The sequence below is a fragment of the Chitinophaga sp. SVR4-12A genome (genome assembly GCF_056754765.1).
Genome location: NZ_JBPGWP010000002.1, coordinates 53,073 through 72,966, shown reverse-complemented (window position 1 = coordinate 72,966; position 19,894 = coordinate 53,073). Strand labels below are relative to the sequence as shown.

Genomic DNA, 19,894 nt, shown 5'->3' with positions numbered 1-19,894 from the left:
GCTCAATGAAAATGCACCAGTTGTCCGTCTTTGAACAGCGCAATAGAAGGAGAAGAAGGAGGATAAGGCAGCAAATGCGCACGCAGCTGTTTTACCGCATCCATGTCAAAACCTGCAAAACTGGTCGTCAGCCTGTCGGGTTTCTTTTCGCTGTGGGCAACTGCCATCAGCACACCCGGCCGGGCTGAACCTGCAGAACAGCCGCATACGGAATTGATCACTACCAGGGTGGTGCCTTCTTTTTTCAACGTTTCGTCTACTGACTGAGGGGTCAGCAGCTCTTCAAAGCCGTAATCTGTTAACTCTGCCTTCATTGGCAATACTAATTGCGGGATACATATCACTATAAGTTTTTTGTTTTAGTTTTTGTTTGCACAAAGTTACTTATAAGAGAATTATAAAAAAAATACTTGGAAAAAGACTTTATGGCAGCTAGAAACATGCGAATAAGACAATATGACATTACATTAAGGGTGAAATCTGGCAATATTTCCTTTTTAATGGCATGGTATCCCATTTGATTATGTAGCAGTGTCAAAACAAAAACTAAAAAGACAAAAACTTATAAGGCTATGACACTCGTAAAATTCAATCAGCACCCTGCACACAAAGCATTTGGCGGTATTATGGATGAAGTATTTAACAACACTGCCAGGTTATTGAAGGATGATATCCTGACCAACGATTTCTTTGGTACCTATCCCCCGGTAAACATCCGTGAGAACAAAGAAGCTTACCTGCTGGACGTAATGGTCCCCGGTTTGGCTAAAGAAGACTTTACTATCAACCTGGAGAAGAATGTGTTGACTATCAGCGCAGAAAAGAAAGCAGAACAAAAATCTGAAGATCAGAAACACATCCGCCGTGAATTCAGCTTCCGTTCCTTCAAGCGTTCCTTTACCCTTGACGAGAGCGTAGATGCTGAAAAGATCCAGGCCAAATATGAAAACGGTATCCTGCAGCTGCAGCTCCCCAAGAAACAGGAAGCACAGCCCAAAACCAAATCTATTGTGGTTGGATAATCAATATCAGATGATAATGGGCGTAGGTTTTTAATAGGTTTAGTGAGATTGGTGAAGCCCCCTGGTAGTACCGGGGGGCTTTTTTTATGGACCTGTCCTGTTCTAATGGATCTGTCTTATATAAATGACACAAACGTTTAACTGGTATGCTATTTTAATATGATAATTTGCCCTGGAACCACAGCAATATGCTATCAAGGGCCAAATACAGGTGGGGGCTGGCTGGTAAGCTCTATATCACTGCAGAAAAAGCTGTGATAGGGGCGGCATTGCGTAAAAACCAGGATAGCCGGGAACATTATAATATAAAGCTTGTATTTGACTATGTGCTCTTCCATATCCTGCTGATCTTGCCCGAGCTCTTCTTCACCCTATACTATCAAAATACCACGCAGCTACTACTTTATCCCTTTTTCCTGGCCATCGGCTGCTTATGTATGTGGATGCTGAAAAGGCGGGTATCGGCCAAGTCAACCGGCACCCTGGCGGCACTGAACGTACTGGTATTCGGCATGCTGTCCTCCTTCCTGAACAACCTGGACATATCACTGGTATACGCCATGATATGGATCCTGAGCATATTATTCTGTTACCTTACCACCAACCTGGCCACTACCCTTGTCCTTAGCAGCCTCTTATGCGGTTACCTGGTGCTGGTGGCTTATTTAAAGGCGCAGGGCATTATACTTTTCAATGCTCCCGGTTACTCGGCGCTCAATATCTTTGATGTGGCCCCGATATTCACCGCCCTTTTTATCCTGTTCATAGTGATCCGGGTATTGGGCCGGCACTATAATAATATTATGATCGTAGAGGAGCGGCGTACCCTGCAGCGGCAAAAACAGCATGCTGCCCTCATCAGGCAAAACCTCACCAAGCAGTTCATGCTGGTAAAAGGACTATCCCGCTCCGGTAAGACCAAATACCTGGAGGGTAACCTGGAATTACTGGAAGCCTGTCTCACGGAAATAGAAAAGCAATGTGAAACTGCTATCGACCTGTTACAGGACGTGCATAAAGTGGCTGGTGAAGCGCATAAAAAAAGCTCCCCAGTAGAGCTGAAGAGCCATTCCATGGCATAGGTTAAGGAATACTTCACTTCAAAAGGTAGGGGGAAAATAAGACGGATGAATTTTGGAGATCACAAAGATAGAATTCCCGCTATACGCTGCTAATACCAAAAAGTTGTAATTTTCTTCTCCATACCCTCACCTGTTCATTATCATCATATGATCCTACTTTCCTTACAACGTTTACTCGTTTTTATGATCTGCCTGACCGGTACACCCGGCCAGAATACAATACCAATGCAGAACGGCGAAGAAGAAGCCGTGAAAAAGACCATTGGGCTGCTGTTTGACGGCATGCGCAAGGGCGATAGCAGCATGGTAAAGACGGCCTTCGCACCAGACGCTACCTTACAGACCATTTCAGCTCCACCCGGCAGCGGTGTTAAAGTTAAGACGGAAGCCCTGCAGCGCTTCCTGGATGCGGTAGGTACCCCTCACACGGACGTGTGGGATGAGCGGATCGACTATGGTCGTATATCCATTGATGGGCCGCTGGCCTCGGTGTGGACACCGTACCAGTTTTACCTGGGCGGAAAGTACAGCCATTGCGGGGTGAATTCGTTTCAGCTGGTGAAGCTGGAGGGAACATGGAAGATCGTGTATCTGATCGATACCAGGCGGAAAGACTGTAAGTAGCCGGCCCCTGAAAAAAGCAAACCCCTCGAAAAGTCGAGGGGTTTTCAGGTGGATTACTAACCCATTTTTTTAATAACCCAAAATCTTTAACATACTCTGGGCGCTCTGTTCTTTGGCATAAAGCCAGCTCTTTAAGCTGCCCGTTTTTGTCGTATCCTACAATTACGTGTTTCGGTGAGGGGATCAGGCAGTGCTTAATACCGCCGTAACCGCTGAGCTGATCCTGGTAGGCTCCCGTATGGAAGAAGCCAATATACAGGGGCTCGCCGTTAGACAACTTGGGCAGGAACACCGCGTTGATATGCTCTTCCGACGTGTAGAAATCATATCCGTCGCAGGTAAGTCCGCCGAGGTGCACTTCCTGGTATTCCTGGTCCCATTTATTAATGGGCAGCATCAGGAACTTTCTCCGATGCCCCAGGTATCCGGCAGGGTGGTGATAAAGGAGCTGTCTATCATATACCAGTTCTCACGGTCGTTCTGCATCTTCTCTCCTATCACGCTGTAAATTACCGCGCCGCTTTCGCCTACTGTAAAAGAACCAAATTCTGTATAGATATCCGGTACGGGTACTTTGTTCTTTTTACAAACATTCTTGATGGTGGCTACGATCTCGTTAACAATGTAATTATAGTCGTAGTCAAAACCAAGTGAGTGTTTGATCGGGAAACCACCACCGATATTTATACTATCCAGTTCCGGGCAGATCTTCTTCAGCTGACAGTAGAGGTTCAGCACCCGGTTAAACTGGCTCCAGTAATAAATGTCGTCCTTGATACCTTTATTCATGAAGAAGTGCAGCATTTTCAGCTCGAACTTCTCATTTCCTTTCAGTTTATCCACATAGAACTCCAGGATGTCACGAGAACGTATTCCCAGCCTGGAGGTATAAAAATCAAAGGTAGGCTCTTCTTCTGCCGCAATACGCAAACCCAGCTTTACCGGATCCTTGGAGCGTACGTGCTTGTGGTAATCTTCAAACTCCTCTTTATTATCCAGGACCGGGACCACATTTTTGAACCCGTTATTGATCAGGCGGGTGATGGCCCTGGTATACCCCTTTGTTTTATAACCGTTGCAAATTATGAAGGTTTCTTTATTGATCTTCTTCCGCTCGTATAATTTATTGATAATATCAATATCGTATGCAAAGGAAGTTTCTATATGCACGCCATGCTTCAGGGTTTCCTCCATTATAAAGGAAAAGTGAGAGCTTTTTGTGCAATAACAGTAATAATAGTTGCCATCATACCTGTTCTTTTTAATGGCATCCTGGAACATTTTCTTAGCCTTGTTAATCTGCATCCCGATCTTAGGGAGGAAGGTCAACTTGAACGGGGTACCATACTTATCGATCAACGCCTTAATATTCAGCCCGTTAAATTCCAGGTAGTTGTCCTTCACCTCAAAACCTTCCTGAGGAAACTCAAAGGTTTGATTAACGAGGTCGGTGTAGGTGTTGTTCATCTAAAACTGCGAATGAATTTTAGGTTAGTAATAAAATTTAAACTCAGGTCTAGCTGGAAAACTCCTGGTTTACACACCTACGTCAGTTCGAAACCCAGCAAAATTGGTTGCAAAGCTAAATATTTTGTTCTATTGCCCGGATAAAAATTTCCACGTTTTTCCCCCAAAAGGTCATGTAAGAGTAAATAATTACGAATCAATGGATTAAGCGGCCAGTTGCCAGCTGTAAACTGCAGCTCAGGCGCGGGGCGCTGGCCTGCACCCAAATTTCCATCAACCTGTTTTTCAATCATTTACACTTTCAGCAATTCAAGGCTGTGTTTCCCCTCACAGAAGAGCAAGTCCAGGATGCTTAGGTTGGGAAGGAAACCTGCCCTGTCCTGGAACACCTGCGTATAGACCGGGGTGTCGCAGTCAGCTGCCCTGTCGCCCGGTTTCAGCAGGCCGCGGGCATCGGTAATACCGGCAGCGGGGTCATATTGCTTTTCATACTGGTCGGTAAAGCTGAGCTGGCAGGTATAATTGAGTGCCTTGTTAGCCCATTCAAAACAGGCCATGTTCCAGTCCATCAGGAAATTGAAAGATTGCTCATATAAGGACTGCAGATCTTCCTCGTAATATTCAAACCACGGTGAACGGCGGTAGGCAGACACCAAAGTCTTCCAATGAAGGGCCTGCCATTTTTCTTCATTGCTGATACGAACATCCTTAATAACAGTACGCTGGTTTTTTCCGCGGGCAAGGGGAACACTCAAAAGGATGGGACCATTAGGACCGGCGATGTAACAACGATTGCGATAACTGAGCTTTTGGTAGTGCTCATATCTCTCTATCTGTAATATGTGGTGTTTAATTAAAGTTTTATAGAAGCAAAGATTCGGAAAATATTGAGATTCAATAATCAGTATTTGGTTACTTGCCGGTTCTGTCATATTGTCAAAATTTGGTGCGATGTATGTAAAAATCGATGATTACGGTCCATGAGCTGTTTATGATTCACCACTTAATAATTAATTACAAGTGACTGTAAAGCAGTTCATAGAAAAATAAAAAATATGCTATTGCTTTTAGCAATTTGGCTGTTAAAGTGAAATTTTAGCTGAATGCAAAAATACTAAACTAATTAGTAGGTTTTCAAGGGATTTCAAGCCTTGTTTTTGCTTAAAGTAAAATGTGAGGTAAAGGGACTTGGATGGGGTAGACCGACGTAGGCTGATGAAGGTGAAAACCAGCTTCGCCCCTTTTCACCAGTCCACGTGCTCAACAGTATTTGTTTAGATTTTGTGAATTTAGCCGAACCCGGTTCCCCGCCCCGGTCAATTTTCCTATTTTTGACAAATGAAAAAAAGTATCCATCTTATTGTGCTGTTATTGGCGACCTGGGGTATGATGGCCAGCTCCTGTGAGAAAGTGAAGGACCTGCAATTTGTGCGGGTAGCCGGGGTGAACCTGCAAGGCCTGGGTTTTTCCAAAAGCATCGTAGAGATGACCCTGGCCTATTATAATCCCAATAATTTTAATCTTCAGCTGAAAGACGCATCTTTTGACGTCTTTTTTGATGACACCCAGGTAGGGCATTCCATGCAGGATACCACCATCAGGATCCCGGCAAAAGACACTTTTTACTTCCCGGTAAAACTTGAGGTAAGCATGGAGAATGTTTTCAAAAACGCCCTCACCATACTGGGCAATAAAGAAGTGACCATTAAAGCCACCGGTAATTGTAAAGTGGGTAAAGGAGGCATCTACCTGCCTTTCCCCATCAAATGCGAAACCAAACAGCCTTTAAATTTCTTCTAAACCGGAGCTCATCCCCTTAACATTCGTTTCGATTATCCCGATCATTTTGAGAATGGCGTGGCTTTCTGCCAGCGATTTTAAGGGAGGAAGTTCCAGCACCTCTTTCCGCACCCGCGCCAAGCTATCCTCATTCACTTCGCTGATCCATCCGTTTTTCAGATATGCCCATACAGCAATGGCGGTTTTCAGCACGGCAGCCTTTACACGGATACTTGCCGGGGAGTAACGGCCCGGGTGAAGGTGAATATACCGCTCGCCCTCATTTCCCAGGCGTAATATCCAGATAGAGCCGTCTGAAAGCGTGAGGCGCCGGTAATGCTCGTGTTGTTCCAGCCAATCCCGATACTGCGCTTCAGTATGTATGCCCAGCGTGCTCAGGGCCTGCAGCACTTCACGGCTGATATCCGTTTCTTCCAGGGCGCCCAGGTACAGGTCCATTTGTGAGGCGCCCAGCACCTTCAGGCGTTGGGGCAATTCAGGTAGGGGACAGTCTGCTATTAAACGGGTGATGGCCCTGATATGGTGCTTCAGGGCGTGGAGCTGGATACTATGTATGCCGGGGAGTCCCATTTCCAATAAAAAAGTCCCGTCGCTTTGGCGAACGGGACAATAAGATAGATCCGGAGTATTTACGGTTTCTTTTTAAGCTGATGAGTACCACCATCTTCCGGTTTCTTACAGGCGGTTGGCAGCCTGTTATAAGCCTCCGGGTTGGCAGTCACATTATCCGCATCATAACCAACATTGGCGATCGCCGCTTTGATATTTTCGATATTGGTACGGTCAGAATAGAATTTCACCACGGTGGTCTTTGTATGGAAGTTCACTTTGGCGGACTGTACCCCTTCTTCCCGGTCCAGGAATCGTTCAATACGGTCTTTACATTGGTCGCATAAAGCAGTCGGAGTGCTGATCTTTGCCGTTACAAGGGTAGTTTTTTTACTTTGTGCAAAGGCAGAACCAATGCAGGCCAGTAACATTACCATTACGAGCTTCAAAATACGCATAGGAATATTGTTTTACATTAAACGCTACTAAAGTAAAAAATAGTTCGTTAACGGCCCCATTTATCCGGAGCGCTTCTCCAGGCCTGCAGCGTGGCGCTGTCGGCCTCCGATACCAGGCCTTTTTCCAGGGCCAGCTCTATGAGCGTGCTGTAATTGCTCAAAGAATGGAAGGGCACACCTGCCGCACTGAAAGCTTCCACTGCCACATCGAAACCATAATTAAAGATAGATACCATCCCGATCACCTCCCCGCCTGCTTCACGGATGGCCTGTACGGCTTCAAGACTGCTTTTACCGGTGGAGATCAGGTCTTCCACCACTACCACCGGCTGCCCTGCCTGTAATACACCTTCAATACGGTTGCCCATCCCATGCTCTTTCGGCTTGGAGCGTACATATATAAAAGGCAGTTTAAGCTGATCGGCCACCAGGGCGCCATGCGGAATGCCCGCCGTGGCTACGCCCGCTATCACAGCCGCTTCGGGGAAGGTTTCGAAAACAACATTACATAGCTCTGATTTGATATAATCCCTAACGTAAGGATAAGATAACAACTTACGGTTATCGCAGTAAATGGGCGATCTCCAGCCGGAGGCCCAGGTAAAAGGCTCTGCAGGACGAAGTTTTACCGCCTGCACCTGCAGCAGCTTTTCGGCTACCTGTTTTGCACTGATGTTACTACTCATAAGGGGGCAAAGGTAGTAAAAAAGAGTTGGCAGAGATGTTCACAGATATTTCAAATAGTTGTCAGGAAGAATTAGGAAGCATCTCCATATTTTTGTTCCATGGAACAGATCTTTACTATATATCTGAACGAGCGGCCCCTGATCCTGTGCCCTCGTCAGCGGGACATACCAGCCAACTACAAGGATGCTCCGGTTTGCCCAAACCCGGATGCGGCTGCCATCAGCCAAACACTACAGGCACTGGAGAACGGCGAGATCGCTTCGGCCGTTTTTGTACAGGCAGACACCAACCGCCTGATGGAAGCTATCAAACGTCATTTTAAGGTATTGGTGGCAGCCGGGGGACTGATCACCAACCCCGCGGGGGAAATATTACTTATGTTCCGGCGGAACAAATGGGACCTGCCCAAAGGCAAGCAGGATGACGGGGAAAGCCTCGAGGAATGCGCCGTACGCGAAGTAAGGGAAGAAACCGGCCTCCGGCAGATCACCCTGACAGACAAGATCACGGAAACCTTCCATTATTATCCCCTGAAAGAGAAGAAAGTGTTGAAACATACCTACTGGTACCGCATGCAGTTCACCGGAACAGAACTGACCGTGCCCCAGATCGAAGAGGATATCATGGACATCCAGTGGATTAAGCCGGAAAACCTTGCCAGGTACCTCAAATTTTCCTACAAGAATATAGAAGAAGTGTTCCTGAAAGCAGGATATGCCCTGTAAGCTATTCGCCGTTGGCGTTCTCCCGTTTGGGTAGAACGGCCACGGTAAGGCGGCTCACACACACCAGTTTGTGTTGGTCGTCTGTAATACGGATATCCCATACATGGGTGGTGGATCCCAGGTGCAGGGGGCGGGCAATGCCATGCACATAACCTTCGCGCACACCGCGCAAATGGTTGGCATTGATCTCCAGGCCTACACAGATCTGCTTCTGCGGGTCTATGATAAGGGCAGATGCCACACTGCCCACGGTTTCTGCCAGGGCTGCGGACGCGCCACCATGTAACAAGCCGTAAGGCTGAACAGTACGGTGGTCCACCGGCATCATAATGCGGAGGTAGTCAGGGCCTATTTCAGTGAACTCCATACCCAGGCAGGTGCCCATCGTATTCTCCGTCATTTCGTTCAGCTGATCCAGTGAGATATTTAAAGAATGCCAGATCGGTTTCATAAATGAGCTGTTAGCAGTTAGCGGTCATTGTTTACTGGTAAAGCGTTTTTGATGCTGCGAAGCACAGCTTCAGGGAGGAACTGCGACACATCGCCTTCATTGCGGATGATATCCCTTACCAGTGTAGATGCAATACTGGTATACTGCGGCGTGCAGGTAAGGAAGATGGTCTCAATGTTACTGTCCATTGACCTGTTTACATCGGCAATCGCCTTTTCATATTCAAAGTCGCTCACATAGCGGATCCCTCTCAATATATAGCGGGCGTTCACCTTTTTACAGAAATCTACTGTTAATCCTTTGTAGGAGTCTGCTTTTATCCTTGGCTCATTCGGGTAAATGTCCCTTATCCACTGCAGGCGCTGTTCCAGCGGGAACATGGGCACCTTGCTGGAATTAACGCCTATGGCGATGATCAGCTGGTCGAACATATCCAGGGCCCTGTCTATGATGTCTTTGTGTCCTAGCGTGATCGGGTCAAAAGTGCCCGGAAAAACACATATACGCATGCTTTGTAGATTAAATGGAGTTCGCAGTGGGCAATTGACAGTGAGCAGTTAAAGGTAATTACCCCAGGACTGCCAATTGCGCCACTGCCTACTTTTTCAGCTCTTCTCTGTTAATAAAGATCGAGAATATGGTGGTGCCGTATTTCCGTTCACTACGGTAATAGGCATAATTTTTATAATTATTCCTGGGCGTATGTTCTAAAACGAACCAGCCTTCCGGGTTCAGCAGCTCTCTTTCGAAGATCAGCTTTGGCAGCTGGTCAATGGTATCAAGTGCATAAGGAGGTCCCGCAAAGATAAAGTCGAACTTTTCAGTGCACTGCTGGAGGAACTTGAAAACGTCCATGCGGAACAGGCGGAGCTTAATGTCCAGCGCTGCCGATGTTTTCTGGATAAATGCCGCCATTTCAGGATCTTTCTCCACGATGGTCTGGTCAGTAGCGCCACGGGAAGCCAGCTCGTAGCTGATGCTGCCGGTACCGCCAAAAATATCCAGCGTTCTCAGGGAAGCTATGTCCAGGTTATTTTCAATAACATTGAAAAGGCCGCCCTTGGCAATGTCGGTGGTAGGCCGGGTGTACGGCATATTAGCCGGCGGCTGAAAATGCCTTCCTCCATATGCCCCTCCTATTATACGCATAGGGCCAGTGCATACAGGTTATGAAAATAATATCCGGGAATTTCCTGCATTTTGCTGATATACTGGAATTCGGGCAGGCGTTGTACCCATTCCAGCTGGGGAATGAACTTGTGCAGCTCCTGGTATACCTGGGAATCATTGGCAATGGCGCCGCCCAGCTTCACTTTTACACGCTGTTCGTCCAGTCCGAGCAAGCGAAGGGCATTTACCAGGTGGTATACCACATCCAGGCCGGTTTCAAAATGCAGCTCCTGCTGGTTGATCAGTTTACCGCCGGCGTAAATAGTAAGGCAGAAGCGGTTGCGCTGTACGGTAATATAGGCTACGCCGTCAGCGTTACGGAAATCAAAATCGTAAGCATGGGCCTGCAACAGGGCAGAATGGGCATGCACTACACGGTCTGTTGAGAATTCCTTTCTCAGGAAGCCCACCAGGTCTTTATCTACGGCATATATATTCACGAGCGATAAAGGCGCCGGCAGCATATCTGCCAGTACCGCTTCCTGCAGCTTTTCCGGGTATACCAGGTGCAGGTAATCCTTCTTCAGCTGGGAATTATAATGTTTCTCCGGAACAAGTGTACTATCGGCGGTATCAAAGGCGATGAGCACGGAGCGGAAAGCGGTGAACAGGAGCTTGTCCGCATCAAACACCTGCTCGATCATTTCCAGGTCGGCTACTGCCAGCTTCTGTGGCTGAAAGTTATAGGATTTGAGCGCCAGAAAACGTTTGGCCAGCGGATCGAACACAACATAACTGAATGTGCCCTGGCCCACCATCACCAGGAGGTGGCAGGTGGTCAGATCCGTTTCCAGCAGCGTGGCATCGTCTACGGTAAATGCCGGGTGGATGTGAGATAACACGGACATAGTGATACTTGGAATAAAGCGGCAAGATAGGGAAAAAGCTGCAAGCTTCAAGCTGATCAGGCGGAGATCTTCGGGTAAATCGCTTGCGGCTTGCGGCTAAGGGCCTGAGGCTGCTACTGCATTTCTTCCAGCATTTTCTTACAGTCTGCCTTTATAGCTGTATCGTCCTGGTAAATACTTCTAAGGGTGACCGCTTTTTTCAGCACCTCCATGGCCTGTGTTTCCTGGTCGTTCTTTTTATAGGCGCGGGCCAGCTCGTAATAGTTGAGGATAAACGAGGGATCCAGGCGACGGCACTTTTCGTAGTTATCGATCGCCTGCTGGAGAGAGCCGTCGGGCAACCCACCGAACAGGGCTTTGGCGGCGTTCTTTTCCAGGAAGCTGAGGTTAGCCACTTCAAAATTCCATTTCCCGAGCACATGATAGGCCTGTGCGTAGTTAGGATTGAACTTAATGGCCAGTTCGGCGTATTTCTTCACCTCGCGGGAGGCGGCTACTTTTTCCTTTGCACCCGAGATCAGCGCCATACGGCCCATGGCTACAGACATGGCATAATTGGCGCCGGGATCGTTGGGGGCCACTTTAAGGGCCTCTTCTGCATAACCTTTCGCCTCGCCAAAAAAGCGGGCCTTGTCTTCCTTTTCCTTCTGGCGGTTGCCCTCCCGGGAGCTGAGCTCACTGGCCTCCACCAATGCAGTCACCTGGTCGGGTTGTAGTTTGAGGACCTCTTTGAAACGGACCAGCGCCTCTGCTTCTTTCATCTGTTTTTCCAGTTGTTTGGCCTGGTCCAGCATTTCATCTACGCTTTGCGCGTACAGGGCGTGAGTGCTTACGAGTAAAAACAGCACAGCCGCCAACAGTTTTTGTGCCATAGGATGGGTAAGTTAGTAGTGTAATATAGTGAAAAAGTTAAATATACTCTTTTTCAAGTGACACCATGGAGTTACGCACATCGGCTTCCATGGGCGGACTTACCTTACGGAGGGTGACAACCGTTTTCCTGACCCGGGGGTATCTTTCCCGGATAGTGGTGCTGATGTCTGTCACTACCTGCTCAAGAAGGGGCTGGGGAACAGACATAACGGTTTTCACCACGTCAAATAATTCCTGGTAGTTAACGGTATCGGAAAGATCGTCTACCGGAGTGATACCGGGAATAGTTACATATACATCCACGATGAAGTCGTTCCCGATCACCTGTTCTTCCGGGTAGAAGCCATGGAAGGCACGGAAACGGACTTGTTCAAGCGCGATAGTTAACATAAACAAGTTTGAGGTTTGAGGTTTGAAGTTGGAGGTTTGTTAAATGTTAGATGTTCCGGACAGCTGTGCCACATCAGAGCACTGGTACTGAACTTCAAACGTCTAACGAACTTCAAACCTCAAACTTCAAACCTCAGATTATGATTAGGCATGCGCCACCTGCTGTTGCTGCTGCTGTGCATGCTCCAGCGCAGAAAGATATCTTTCCGCATCCAGTGCCGCCATACAACCGCTACCTGCGGCAGTAACTGCCTGGCGATAGATCTTATCCTGTACGTCGCCGCAGGCAAACACGCCTTCCAGGTTGGTACAGGTGGTACCAGGGATGGTTTTGATATATCCCTGCTCATCCATATCCAGGAAACCGGTAAAGATGCCGGAATTTGGCTGGTGACCGATAGCTACGAAGAAAGCGCTCACGGGCACGATCGTTTCGGCATTCGTCTGATTATTGATCAGCTTCACCGCTTCCACTTTATTATCTCCCAGCACTTCGGCTGTTTCAGAGTTCCAGTAAATAATGATGTTGGATGTCCTCATCACCCTTTCCTGCATGATCTTGGAGGCGCGCATTTCATTGCGGCGCACCACCATATGCACGGTAGAGCACATTTTGGAAAGGTAGAGGGCTTCTTCAGCGGCCGTATCGCCGGCGCCCACAATAGCTACTTCCTTTCCACGGAAAAAGAAACCGTTGCAAACGGCACAGGCGCTAACGCCGCTACCGTTCAGGCGTTGTTCAGAGGGAAGGCCCAGCCATTTGGCAGAGGCGCCGGTGGCGATGATCACTGCATCGGCGGTGATCAGCTTTTCTTCTTCTATGACCACCCGGTAGGGACGAACGGAGAAGTCTACTGCGGTAGCCATACCGTAACGGATATCGGCGCCCATGCGGGTGGCCTGCTTTTCAAAGTCCACCATCATTTCCGGGCCCTGGATCCCTTCCGGGTAACCGGGATAGTTCTCCACTTCTGTAGTTATAGTGAGCTGTCCGCCAGGCTGGATACCCTGGTACAGCACCGGTTTAAGGTTTGCCCTTGCTGCATAGATAGCAGCGGTATAGCCGGCGGGACCTGAGCCGATGATCAGTACATGAACATGTTCTTGCTGTTGTGTGTTTTCCATATCTAAAAAAAAAGTCGTTAGTTATTAGTCGTTTGTCATTAGGTGTAAGCGGTTAGTACTAACGACTAACGACTTACAACTAATGACTATTTTCTCATTCGTACGCCCCGGTAGCTAACGCCGTAGCCGCCCCAGTAACCTAATGCACCTGGTATATTACCTCTTACCTGCAGCGGTGAAGAGAACACATTACCATTGGTTGCGTAGGCAAAATCTACGGTGCGCCAGAAATCGTAGGTGGCTTTATCAATGCTGCTGAACCAGATCCTGACGGTATCGCCCGGCTTGAAGTAACCATAGGTATCGTAGTTGATGTTCTGGTTCCTGTCCTGTCCGGATTCCAGCATAATATTGAAGGTGGTGCCGTTCACAATCTGGTCGTCTACGGTGGAGTTGACCCCTGACCGGAAGACGCCGCCGTTCCTGGCGGTCTTATAGCGAACATAGTTCCCCTTTGCAGCCGGATCGGTAATCCTTGCCATCAGTTTTACCAGGGTCGGATCTTTTTCATTCAGTTCGGACCAGGTGGAATCAATTACCATGCCTTGTCCGGGGATATTGGTGGTGGCCTGATAGGTCTTCCCTTCTGCGGCTATACGTAACGTATAGCTTTGTCCCTTTTTACCTTTAAAGACGTTTGCCTGAGTAGAATCTGCCGTGTAGTAGTACCATCGTACCCTGCTGGTAGTGTCCTTGTAGAATTCCCTGAGCTGCATGGTATTACTACCGTCTGAAACCGTGATGGTTGCATTGTGCACAAAGGCATTCTGCAGTTGATCAACACTGATATGGCTAAAATAATTCAGGCTACGCGTCAGTATCACTTCAGGATACTTATCTGTTTCTATCGTTCCTTCTACCACCAGTTGATCGTCTCCTGTGGGCAGACTTACGGTGACATCCTTTTCGCAGGCGATGAACGCACAGCAAAAAAGGAGAACAGCTTTTATACGCATATAGCTTACAAAAATACGGTTTACATTGGATATTGGATAGGTAACAAAAAACACCGGCCATAGAATATACAGCCGGTGTTCTCTATACGTTTAACGCCTGAGCGCTCATAAAATCGCCTTATCCCAGGTAAGATTTTAAAGAGCCGCTGTAGCGGGCTTTTTGCAGCCGTTTGATTGCGCGTTCCTTGATTTGGCGAATCCTTTCTTTTGTCAGATCGTATTTTTGACCGATCTGTTCAATTGTTGCTCCGTTTTCACCATCCAGACCAAAATAAGCATTAACGATCTCTGCTTCCCGCGGGCTCAAGGATTTCAGTACCCTGCGAATTTCTTCGCGCAGTGAATCTCGCATTACATCATCATCGGTAATATCTCCACCTTCCAGCAAATCACCCATGGCCACATCTTCTGCTTCGTGTACCGGCGCATCCAAAGACATATGGCGAGTATTGCTCTGAAAAATGTTGTTTATTTCCGATTCGGACATTTCCAGGATCTCTGCAAGCTCCTCTGTAGACGGTTCTCTCTCATTCTCCTGCTCAAATGCCATGTAAGCTTTGTTAGCTTTATTATAGGTGCCAATTTTGTTTTGAGGCAGGCGGACCAATCGTCCCTGCTCTGCCAACGCCTGTAAAATGGACTGGCGGATCCACCATACCGCGTATGAGATGAATTTGAAACCTTTTGTTTCATCGAAGCGCTGCGCAGCTTTGATCAAGCCTAAATTACCTTCATTGATAAGGTCGGAGAGGCTAAGCCCCTGGTGCTGATATTGCTTTGCAACGGAAACCACGAAACGGAGGTTTCCTGTTGTTAATCTTTCAAGAGCCTTCTGATCGCCCATTTTAATACGTTGCGCCAAAACGGTCTCTTCCTCAGGTGTTAACAAAGGGATCTTTGAAATTTCCTGCAGGTATTTTTCTACCGCCTGCGAATCACGGTTGGTGATCTGGGTGGCAATTTTAAGTTGCCTCATATTAAAAGTGAATTGGTTTACGAAATAATAACAGCTTAGTAATAATTTTGTTGCAAATAAGATTTTTTATATCTTACAAAATTTCTAACTGCCAAATTAGCCTGCAAAGATCGTGCTAATACTTCACTTCACCAAATCCTGGCAGGCCTACTTTACTGTTAAACAAAATACTCTTTTATAACGGATTTTAATAGGCTTTATTAGCTAATTTTCCTGAGTTTAAACAATTTTTAACAATTGATAATAAATCATCTTTAAATTAGCATCTTAACTAATTTATAGTGAACGGCGTTGCAAACTTTTTAACAAGATGACCATAGACTACAGAAGCGATACCTTCACCCGGCCCACCCCCGGAATGCTGGAAGCCATGTACAATGCAGAAACCGGCGATGATGTTTTCGGAGAAGATCCCAGCGTGAACAGATTGGAAGCCATGATGGCAGACTTTTTTGGCAAAGCGGCAGCCCTTTACTGCCCTTCCGGCACAATGAGCAACCAGGTTGGCATTAAAGTGCACACCCTCCCGGGAGACGAAGTGATCTGCAGCCAGCTCGCCCACGTGTACATTTACGAAGGCGGAGGCATTGCCTTTAACGCAGGCGCCCAGGTACGGCCCATCACCGGGGAAAGAGGAATGATCACCGCAGCAGAAGTAGCGGCCGCCATCAATCCGGACGACGTGCACAAGGCCCGTACCTCCCTGGTATGCCTGGAAAACACGGCCAACCGTGGAGGCGGCTGCTGTTACGACTGGGAAGAAGTACTGCGCATCAAAGCCGTTTGCCAGGAGCATAACCTGAAACTGCACCTGGACGGCGCCCGGCTCTTCAATGCCCTCGTAGCCACCAAACAGGACCCTAAAGCCTATGGGAATGTATTTGACAGCATCTCCGTATGCCTCAACAAAGGAATGGGCTGTCCCATGGGCTCCGTACTGATGGGCAGCGAAACATTCATCCGCGAAGCCAGGCGCATCCGCAAAAAGCTGGGCGGAGGCCTGCGCCAGGCAGGCTATATGGCTGCCACCGGTATTTATGCCATGGAAAACCACCTGCAAAGGCTGGAAGAAGATCATCTGCATGCCAAACAAATTGCCCATGCACTACTGGAAAAGAACTTTACAGGCCACATGCTGCCGGTGGAAACCAATATCCTGATATTTGAAGTGATTGGCGACTGGACACCGGTATCATTTGCAGAATACCTGCTGCGCGAAGGGATCAAAGTGATGCCAATTTCCACGAACCAGGTGAGAATGGTAACACATCTTGATATCACCCCGGAAATGGTAGAACGCACGTGCCAGGTAATCGCAGGCATGATTTAAAAAGTTTGAGGTTTGAAGTTTGAGGTTTGAGGTTCGTTGGAGGTTGAGGGTTCCGCACAGATGTACTTTCTACAATCAACTGTCTGGAACCTCAAACCTCAAACCTCAAACATTTCTTACCACCATCCCAGCTTGTGGTAGTTGAAATTATGTACATAGTTGGGGCTGATATACACCTGCGACAAGCTGGTGGTATTGGAACGCAGCATGCCAAACCAGCTGGTGTTGTAGATGAACAGGTCGTCGTAACCGGCGCCGCCATTGAAGTTGGTCACCGCCAGCTTATCCACGCTGCCCAGGTTCCAGCTGCCGATCCAGTCTTTCTGCCAGGAACCGCTAAGAGCGCTGCCCGAAGAAGTGAGGATACCCAGGTATTCCTTATCCCAGTTAGCCGTATTATAAATGTAGAGATCCTTCTTACCATCACCGTTCACATCAGCCAGGTAGAGCTTATCTGAAGGCGCCATTTCCCAGCCGGGGATCGTACCGTCGTAACGTTTTACAAAGGCCAGGTCGGTACCGGTAGATTTTACCATCAGCAGGTATTCCGGGTTCCAGTTTGTACCGTTGAAAACATACATATCGGCTTTACCATCGCCATCAAAATCACCTACCAGGTGCTGGTCATTATCGGCCATGGTCCAGCCGGGCAGGGTGTTGTTAAACACCTTGATACAGTTAAGGGTATTGCCGCCTGATTTTATCATGCCTACATAATTGGTGCTCCAGTCGCTCAGGTTGGCCATATACAGGTCATCCTTATTATCCCCGTCAAAATCTCCCACATAGAATTTATCATTCTTATTCATGATCCAGTAGCCGGGAGCGCCCAGGTTATTGTCATACCTTTTTACAAAGCTCATAGCGGCGCCGGTAGATTTCATCATGCCAACGTATTTGGTGCTCCAGGTGGTGGTGTTCACAATATAGAAATCATCCTTGCCGTCACCATCAAAATCGCCTACATAGAATTTATCACCTGCAGACATCTGCCAGCCTTCCAGCGTTTTGTCGTAACGTTTCACACAATCAAAGCCCGAACCATTGGAACGAAGCAGCGCAAAGTAAGGGCCATAGCTGCCCCAGTCTGTGCCATTGAACACAAAGAGGTCCTTTTTACCATCGCCGTCAAAATCGCCCACATAGAACTTATCCCCTGCCATGAACTGCCAGCTGGATCCGCCAGTGTTCACCCTTTCCGTAGCAGTGAAAAGGTGGTTCATCTTGCCGCCGTCTGAGTTGTACAACGACAGGCTGTTACCGAAGTGCAGCACCAGGTCGCCTTTACCATCGCCGGTAAAATCTCCTGCATAGGAATTGTTGAAATTATAGCTGCGGTAAGGTTTCACACGCAGCTGCATTTCGTTGTAGCACACGGGGCAGAACAGGGGAGAATTTCCTTTCATACGGCAGTTGTAAGCCGGGCGAAACTTTCCCTGTCCGGTATACTGGGCGCCTTCAAACACACCGGCGTCTTCATCCGTATCTGTACCGGAGGGTGCGGAACCGCTGCAACCGGATATAGTAGGCACCGGTCTTGAAAGGGGCACAAAATTCTTCCACTCGCCTTTCAGGGTATTGCGGTTAGTATTCTTTGTTACGTTCATCTGGCCCGGCTCATCACCACTGTACTGGTCGCAGTTTACGGTATACTCGTCTGCCAGCAGGCCTACCATATGTCCCATTTCGTGGGCGGCGGTAGACCAGCCGGGATTATCATCGCTCGTTCCGCGGGTAATGGCCAGCTTGCCGCCACCTGCGCAACCGCCGCCGCCGGTTTCATTGAGGATGATGAATACATAATTGTACTGAGGCACCAGGGAAGTCAGGATGGTGTTCAGTTTAGTTGCCGTGGTAGGACCAGGCTCCATCCAGCAGCGGTCCCATATGCCGCTGTAGCGGTAATCCAGGGCGGTATTCTTCGTAACGGTCACCGTTCCGCTGGCGTTCACCTTGGTAACACCGGATTGTGCAGAATTAGCGTTGATACGGTAGATGTTATACGCGTCCATAGTCTCGTCATAGAGGTCTTTGCTAAACAGGTTCTTGACCAGGTTGGCAACATGCGTATTATAAGCCGCCTGTTCTGCGGCGGTAAAACCATCGCCAATGATCACGAGATTGAGTTTAGCGCCGTTGGAGCCGTTGCGTAAAAGCTCAGTAACGGTTTGGGCCTTTAATGTGGTGGTAAAGAAGCAGGCCGATATCAGTAATATGCGGATAAATGAATGTTTCATGGTAGTAATGCTTTGGGGTTATTGTCTGGGCATGATCTTCTGTAATGCATCAGCATTGATCACACCTTTACGCTGGAGGGCGGAGGCCTGGATAGCCCTGACGCTGCGGCTTTCAGGCAGCGCGCCGCCACGGATCCTGGAGAATTCCAAGCTAGGCGTTTTCACGGCGTTTTTGTCCAGCACCTGCGGAGGCAGGGTGATATTGATATAAGCCTCTTTTGCCTGCAGCACTTCATGCTTGCCATCAGGCGAGTAAGAATGCAGGACCAGCGGATCTTCAAAAGAACCGGTATATACAGACCGGCTGTCGTCTTTGAGCTGGTAAATAAAATCGCCGCCGGTAGTGCTGTCTTCCACCAGGCGACCTTTCACCTTGGTATAGCTCACCGGTTCATAACCGTTGGGGGTTACTTTTACCACCACTTTAACAAAGTAGTCGTCTGTCTGCTGCATCAGTGGCTGGGCCATCTGCTGTGCGCGCACACTGGTGGCGGCCAGGCGCAGCGGCATAGTACCAGCGCTGGCGGGAACTGCTACGGCGGCAGGACGGGCAATCCGTTTAGCCGTGACCAGGGTAGGCACTACCTGTATGCCGGTAGCGGGGGGCTGCGCTTTCAGCCCGGATTTAACAGCGGCGGAAACCATCCGCGTACCTGCCTGCTTCATTTCAGGCCGGCGGTCTGCCACTTCCGTATCGCCTTTTTTGAAGCGGTAGAAGAAATGGCTGGAAGCGGGCAATGCTTCGCGAAGGGCATCGTCAATGAATTTGTCCTGCACATCGCAGGTCACTTTGGTGTCAAGGGCCGCATCTGTTACAAACAACAGGATCTGGTAGCCGGATTCGAGCTTGGCGGCCAGTTCTGCTATTGTGACATCTGTCGCCTTGATAGACATCTTGCCGCTGCGGGCCTCATAGCGGATGTCAATATCTGCTCTGATGAGGGGAAGCGCCTGTGCGGGATACAGGAAGACAAAGGATAACATCAGCAATAGCTGCGAGCGGATACTCCTCACCCTCGTGAGAAGATTTAGTGTACTCGGTTTCATGTGCTTTCTTTTGGGGTTTATGTAATTATTTGTTTCTTAGGATTTTAACCTCGGATAAAAGGGGATTAACCTCACAA

24 protein-coding genes are annotated in these 19,894 nt (G+C 48.3%); 6 read left to right on the top strand and 18 right to left on the bottom strand.

Annotation, left to right across the window (positions count from 1 at the left end):
• Positions 1–2: 2 nt before the first annotated feature.
• Positions 3–314 carry a BrxA/BrxB family bacilliredoxin gene (locus tag ACR9Y8_RS26470; RefSeq protein WP_481216308.1) on the bottom strand — a complete coding sequence of 104 codons (312 nt, stop codon included), beginning with the start codon at positions 312–314 and terminating at the stop codon, positions 3–5.
• 258 nt (positions 315–572) lie between these two features.
• Here ACR9Y8_RS26470 and ACR9Y8_RS26465 point away from each other — a divergent pair, with 258 nt between their 5' ends.
• The 3 genes from ACR9Y8_RS26465 (at position 573) to ACR9Y8_RS26455 (ending at position 2,728) form a co-directional block, all read left to right on the top strand.
• A complete protein-coding gene (locus ACR9Y8_RS26465; RefSeq protein WP_481216307.1) occupies positions 573–1,022 on the top strand; it encodes an Hsp20/alpha crystallin family protein in 450 nt (149 codons plus the stop codon).
• 188 nt (positions 1,023–1,210) lie between these two features.
• A complete protein-coding gene (locus ACR9Y8_RS26460) occupies positions 1,211–2,104 on the top strand; it encodes a hypothetical protein (RefSeq protein ID WP_481216306.1) in 894 nt (297 codons plus the stop codon).
• 147 nt (positions 2,105–2,251) lie between these two features.
• Positions 2,252–2,728: a nuclear transport factor 2 family protein gene (locus ACR9Y8_RS26455; protein ID WP_481216305.1), complete on the top strand. Its 477-nt coding sequence runs from the start codon at positions 2,252–2,254 to the stop codon at positions 2,726–2,728.
• A 396-nt stretch (positions 2,729–3,124) separates the two neighbouring features.
• Here ACR9Y8_RS26455 and ACR9Y8_RS26450 read toward each other — a convergent pair whose 3' ends face one another.
• The 3 genes from ACR9Y8_RS26450 to ACR9Y8_RS26440 all read right to left on the bottom strand — a co-directional run bounded on the left by ACR9Y8_RS26450 (position 3,125) and on the right by ACR9Y8_RS26440 (position 5,127).
• A complete protein-coding gene (locus ACR9Y8_RS26450; RefSeq protein ID WP_481216304.1) occupies positions 3,125–4,195 on the bottom strand; it encodes a type III PLP-dependent enzyme domain-containing protein in 1,071 nt (356 codons plus the stop codon).
• A 77-nt stretch (positions 4,196–4,272) separates the two neighbouring features.
• A complete protein-coding gene (locus tag ACR9Y8_RS26445; protein WP_481216303.1) occupies positions 4,273–4,488 on the bottom strand; it encodes a hypothetical protein in 216 nt (71 codons plus the stop codon).
• On the bottom strand, positions 4,489–5,127 hold the full coding sequence (locus ACR9Y8_RS26440; RefSeq protein ID WP_481216302.1) for a WbqC family protein: 639 nt from the start codon (positions 5,125–5,127) through the stop codon (positions 4,489–4,491).
• A gap of 406 nt (positions 5,128–5,533) precedes the next feature.
• Here ACR9Y8_RS26440 and ACR9Y8_RS26435 point away from each other — a divergent pair, with 406 nt between their 5' ends.
• On the top strand, positions 5,534–5,995 hold the full coding sequence (locus ACR9Y8_RS26435; RefSeq protein WP_481216301.1) for an LEA/WHy family protein: 462 nt from the start codon (positions 5,534–5,536) through the stop codon (positions 5,993–5,995).
• Here the strand turns inward: ACR9Y8_RS26435 and ACR9Y8_RS26430 are convergent.
• The 3 genes from ACR9Y8_RS26430 to pyrE are packed head-to-tail and all read right to left on the bottom strand — an operon-like array spanning position 5,981 to position 7,688.
• Complete coding sequence (locus tag ACR9Y8_RS26430; RefSeq protein WP_481216300.1) at positions 5,981–6,565, bottom strand: hypothetical protein; 585 nt, start codon at positions 6,563–6,565, stop codon at positions 5,981–5,983. The genes ACR9Y8_RS26435 and ACR9Y8_RS26430 overlap by 15 nt on opposite strands.
• A 59-nt stretch (positions 6,566–6,624) precedes the next feature.
• Positions 6,625–7,002 carry a heavy-metal-associated domain-containing protein gene (locus ACR9Y8_RS26425; RefSeq protein ID WP_481216299.1) on the bottom strand — a complete coding sequence of 126 codons (378 nt, stop codon included), beginning with the start codon at positions 7,000–7,002 and terminating at the stop codon, positions 6,625–6,627.
• A 47-nt stretch (positions 7,003–7,049) separates the two neighbouring features.
• The gene (pyrE, locus tag ACR9Y8_RS26420) at positions 7,050–7,688 is read right to left on the bottom strand and encodes an orotate phosphoribosyltransferase (protein WP_481216298.1); all 639 of its coding nucleotides are present in this window, start codon (positions 7,686–7,688) and stop codon (positions 7,050–7,052) included.
• Positions 7,689–7,787: 99 nt separating this feature from the next.
• Here pyrE and ACR9Y8_RS26415 point away from each other — a divergent pair, with 99 nt between their 5' ends.
• The gene (locus ACR9Y8_RS26415) at positions 7,788–8,414 is read left to right on the top strand and encodes an NUDIX hydrolase (protein ID WP_481216297.1); all 627 of its coding nucleotides are present in this window, start codon (positions 7,788–7,790) and stop codon (positions 8,412–8,414) included.
• Position 8,415: 1 nt separating this feature from the next.
• Here ACR9Y8_RS26415 and ACR9Y8_RS26410 read toward each other — a convergent pair whose 3' ends face one another.
• From ACR9Y8_RS26410 to ACR9Y8_RS26370, 9 genes are all read right to left on the bottom strand, one after another.
• Positions 8,416–8,865, bottom strand: coding sequence for a hotdog fold thioesterase (locus ACR9Y8_RS26410; RefSeq protein WP_481216296.1), 450 nt, complete (start codon positions 8,863–8,865; stop codon positions 8,416–8,418).
• Between the two features lie 17 nt (positions 8,866–8,882).
• A complete protein-coding gene (gene coaD, locus ACR9Y8_RS26405; protein WP_481216295.1) occupies positions 8,883–9,374 on the bottom strand; it encodes a pantetheine-phosphate adenylyltransferase in 492 nt (163 codons plus the stop codon).
• An 88-nt stretch (positions 9,375–9,462) separates the two neighbouring features.
• Positions 9,463–10,014, bottom strand: a complete 552-nt coding sequence (locus ACR9Y8_RS26400) for an RsmD family RNA methyltransferase (RefSeq protein ID WP_481216294.1) — start codon at positions 10,012–10,014, stop codon at positions 9,463–9,465.
• The gene (locus ACR9Y8_RS26395; protein WP_481216293.1) at positions 10,005–10,883 is read right to left on the bottom strand and encodes a DUF3822 family protein; all 879 of its coding nucleotides are present in this window, start codon (positions 10,881–10,883) and stop codon (positions 10,005–10,007) included. Before ACR9Y8_RS26395 ends, ACR9Y8_RS26400 begins: the two co-directional genes overlap by 10 nt.
• A gap of 113 nt (positions 10,884–10,996) precedes the next feature.
• The gene (locus tag ACR9Y8_RS26390) at positions 10,997–11,755 is read right to left on the bottom strand and encodes a hypothetical protein (RefSeq protein ID WP_481216292.1); all 759 of its coding nucleotides are present in this window, start codon (positions 11,753–11,755) and stop codon (positions 10,997–10,999) included.
• Positions 11,756–11,792: 37 nt separating this feature from the next.
• The gene (locus ACR9Y8_RS26385; RefSeq protein ID WP_481216291.1) at positions 11,793–12,146 is read right to left on the bottom strand and encodes a dihydroneopterin aldolase; all 354 of its coding nucleotides are present in this window, start codon (positions 12,144–12,146) and stop codon (positions 11,793–11,795) included.
• Between the two features lie 144 nt (positions 12,147–12,290).
• Positions 12,291–13,271 carry a thioredoxin-disulfide reductase gene (gene trxB, locus ACR9Y8_RS26380; RefSeq protein ID WP_481216290.1) on the bottom strand — a complete coding sequence of 327 codons (981 nt, stop codon included), beginning with the start codon at positions 13,269–13,271 and terminating at the stop codon, positions 12,291–12,293.
• An 86-nt stretch (positions 13,272–13,357) separates the two neighbouring features.
• Positions 13,358–14,227, bottom strand: coding sequence for a DUF4249 domain-containing protein (locus ACR9Y8_RS26375; RefSeq protein WP_481216289.1), 870 nt, complete (start codon positions 14,225–14,227; stop codon positions 13,358–13,360).
• A gap of 118 nt (positions 14,228–14,345) precedes the next feature.
• On the bottom strand, positions 14,346–15,203 hold the full coding sequence (locus ACR9Y8_RS26370) for a sigma-70 family RNA polymerase sigma factor (RefSeq protein WP_089914758.1): 858 nt from the start codon (positions 15,201–15,203) through the stop codon (positions 14,346–14,348).
• A 310-nt stretch (positions 15,204–15,513) separates the two neighbouring features.
• On the opposite strand from ACR9Y8_RS26370, the gene ACR9Y8_RS26365 reads away from it, so the two are divergent.
• A complete protein-coding gene (locus ACR9Y8_RS26365) occupies positions 15,514–16,533 on the top strand; it encodes a threonine aldolase family protein (RefSeq protein ID WP_481216288.1) in 1,020 nt (339 codons plus the stop codon).
• Between the two features lie 116 nt (positions 16,534–16,649).
• Here ACR9Y8_RS26365 and ACR9Y8_RS26360 read toward each other — a convergent pair whose 3' ends face one another.
• Together ACR9Y8_RS26360 and ACR9Y8_RS26355 are read right to left on the bottom strand one after the other, a co-directional pair.
• Complete coding sequence (locus ACR9Y8_RS26360) at positions 16,650–18,770, bottom strand: M64 family metallopeptidase (RefSeq protein WP_481216287.1); 2,121 nt, start codon at positions 18,768–18,770, stop codon at positions 16,650–16,652.
• A gap of 18 nt (positions 18,771–18,788) precedes the next feature.
• Positions 18,789–19,817 (bottom strand): hypothetical protein, encoded by a 1,029-nt coding sequence (locus ACR9Y8_RS26355; protein WP_481216286.1) that lies wholly within the window; start codon positions 19,815–19,817, stop codon positions 18,789–18,791.
• Between the last annotated feature and the right edge of the window lie 77 nt (positions 19,818–19,894).

Bases quoted from the DNA above. Each gene is read 5' to 3' on its own strand.
- ACR9Y8_RS26470 (WP_481216308.1), bottom strand. From the start codon at position 314: ATGAAGGCAGAGTTAACAGATTACGGCTTTGAAGAGCTGCTGACCCCT.
- ACR9Y8_RS26465 (WP_481216307.1), top strand. From the start codon at position 573: ATGACACTCGTAAAATTCAATCAGCACCCTGCACACAAAGCATTTGGC.
- ACR9Y8_RS26460 (WP_481216306.1), top strand. From the start codon at position 1,211: ATGCTATCAAGGGCCAAATACAGGTGGGGGCTGGCTGGTAAGCTCTAT.
- ACR9Y8_RS26455 (WP_481216305.1), top strand. From the start codon at position 2,252: ATGATCCTACTTTCCTTACAACGTTTACTCGTTTTTATGATCTGCCTG.
- ACR9Y8_RS26450 (WP_481216304.1), bottom strand. From the start codon at position 4,195: ATGAACAACACCTACACCGACCTCGTTAATCAAACCTTTGAGTTTCCT.
- ACR9Y8_RS26445 (WP_481216303.1), bottom strand. From the start codon at position 4,488: ATGATTGAAAAACAGGTTGATGGAAATTTGGGTGCAGGCCAGCGCCCC.
- ACR9Y8_RS26440 (WP_481216302.1), bottom strand. From the start codon at position 5,127: ATGACAGAACCGGCAAGTAACCAAATACTGATTATTGAATCTCAATAT.
- ACR9Y8_RS26435 (WP_481216301.1), top strand. From the start codon at position 5,534: ATGAAAAAAAGTATCCATCTTATTGTGCTGTTATTGGCGACCTGGGGT.
- ACR9Y8_RS26430 (WP_481216300.1), bottom strand. From the start codon at position 6,565: ATGGGACTCCCCGGCATACATAGTATCCAGCTCCACGCCCTGAAGCAC.
- ACR9Y8_RS26425 (WP_481216299.1), bottom strand. From the start codon at position 7,002: ATGCGTATTTTGAAGCTCGTAATGGTAATGTTACTGGCCTGCATTGGT.
- pyrE (WP_481216298.1), bottom strand. From the start codon at position 7,688: ATGAGTAGTAACATCAGTGCAAAACAGGTAGCCGAAAAGCTGCTGCAG.
- ACR9Y8_RS26415 (WP_481216297.1), top strand. From the start codon at position 7,788: ATGGAACAGATCTTTACTATATATCTGAACGAGCGGCCCCTGATCCTG.
- ACR9Y8_RS26410 (WP_481216296.1), bottom strand. From the start codon at position 8,865: ATGAAACCGATCTGGCATTCTTTAAATATCTCACTGGATCAGCTGAAC.
- coaD (WP_481216295.1), bottom strand. From the start codon at position 9,374: ATGCGTATATGTGTTTTTCCGGGCACTTTTGACCCGATCACGCTAGGA.
- ACR9Y8_RS26400 (WP_481216294.1), bottom strand. From the start codon at position 10,014: ATGCGTATAATAGGAGGGGCATATGGAGGAAGGCATTTTCAGCCGCCG.
- ACR9Y8_RS26395 (WP_481216293.1), bottom strand. From the start codon at position 10,883: ATGTCCGTGTTATCTCACATCCACCCGGCATTTACCGTAGACGATGCC.
- ACR9Y8_RS26390 (WP_481216292.1), bottom strand. From the start codon at position 11,755: ATGGCACAAAAACTGTTGGCGGCTGTGCTGTTTTTACTCGTAAGCACT.
- ACR9Y8_RS26385 (WP_481216291.1), bottom strand. From the start codon at position 12,146: ATGTTAACTATCGCGCTTGAACAAGTCCGTTTCCGTGCCTTCCATGGC.
- trxB (WP_481216290.1), bottom strand. From the start codon at position 13,271: ATGGAAAACACACAACAGCAAGAACATGTTCATGTACTGATCATCGGC.
- ACR9Y8_RS26375 (WP_481216289.1), bottom strand. From the start codon at position 14,227: ATGCGTATAAAAGCTGTTCTCCTTTTTTGCTGTGCGTTCATCGCCTGC.
- ACR9Y8_RS26370 (WP_089914758.1), bottom strand. From the start codon at position 15,203: ATGAGGCAACTTAAAATTGCCACCCAGATCACCAACCGTGATTCGCAG.
- ACR9Y8_RS26365 (WP_481216288.1), top strand. From the start codon at position 15,514: ATGACCATAGACTACAGAAGCGATACCTTCACCCGGCCCACCCCCGGA.
- ACR9Y8_RS26360 (WP_481216287.1), bottom strand. From the start codon at position 18,770: ATGAAACATTCATTTATCCGCATATTACTGATATCGGCCTGCTTCTTT.
- ACR9Y8_RS26355 (WP_481216286.1), bottom strand. From the start codon at position 19,817: ATGAAACCGAGTACACTAAATCTTCTCACGAGGGTGAGGAGTATCCGC.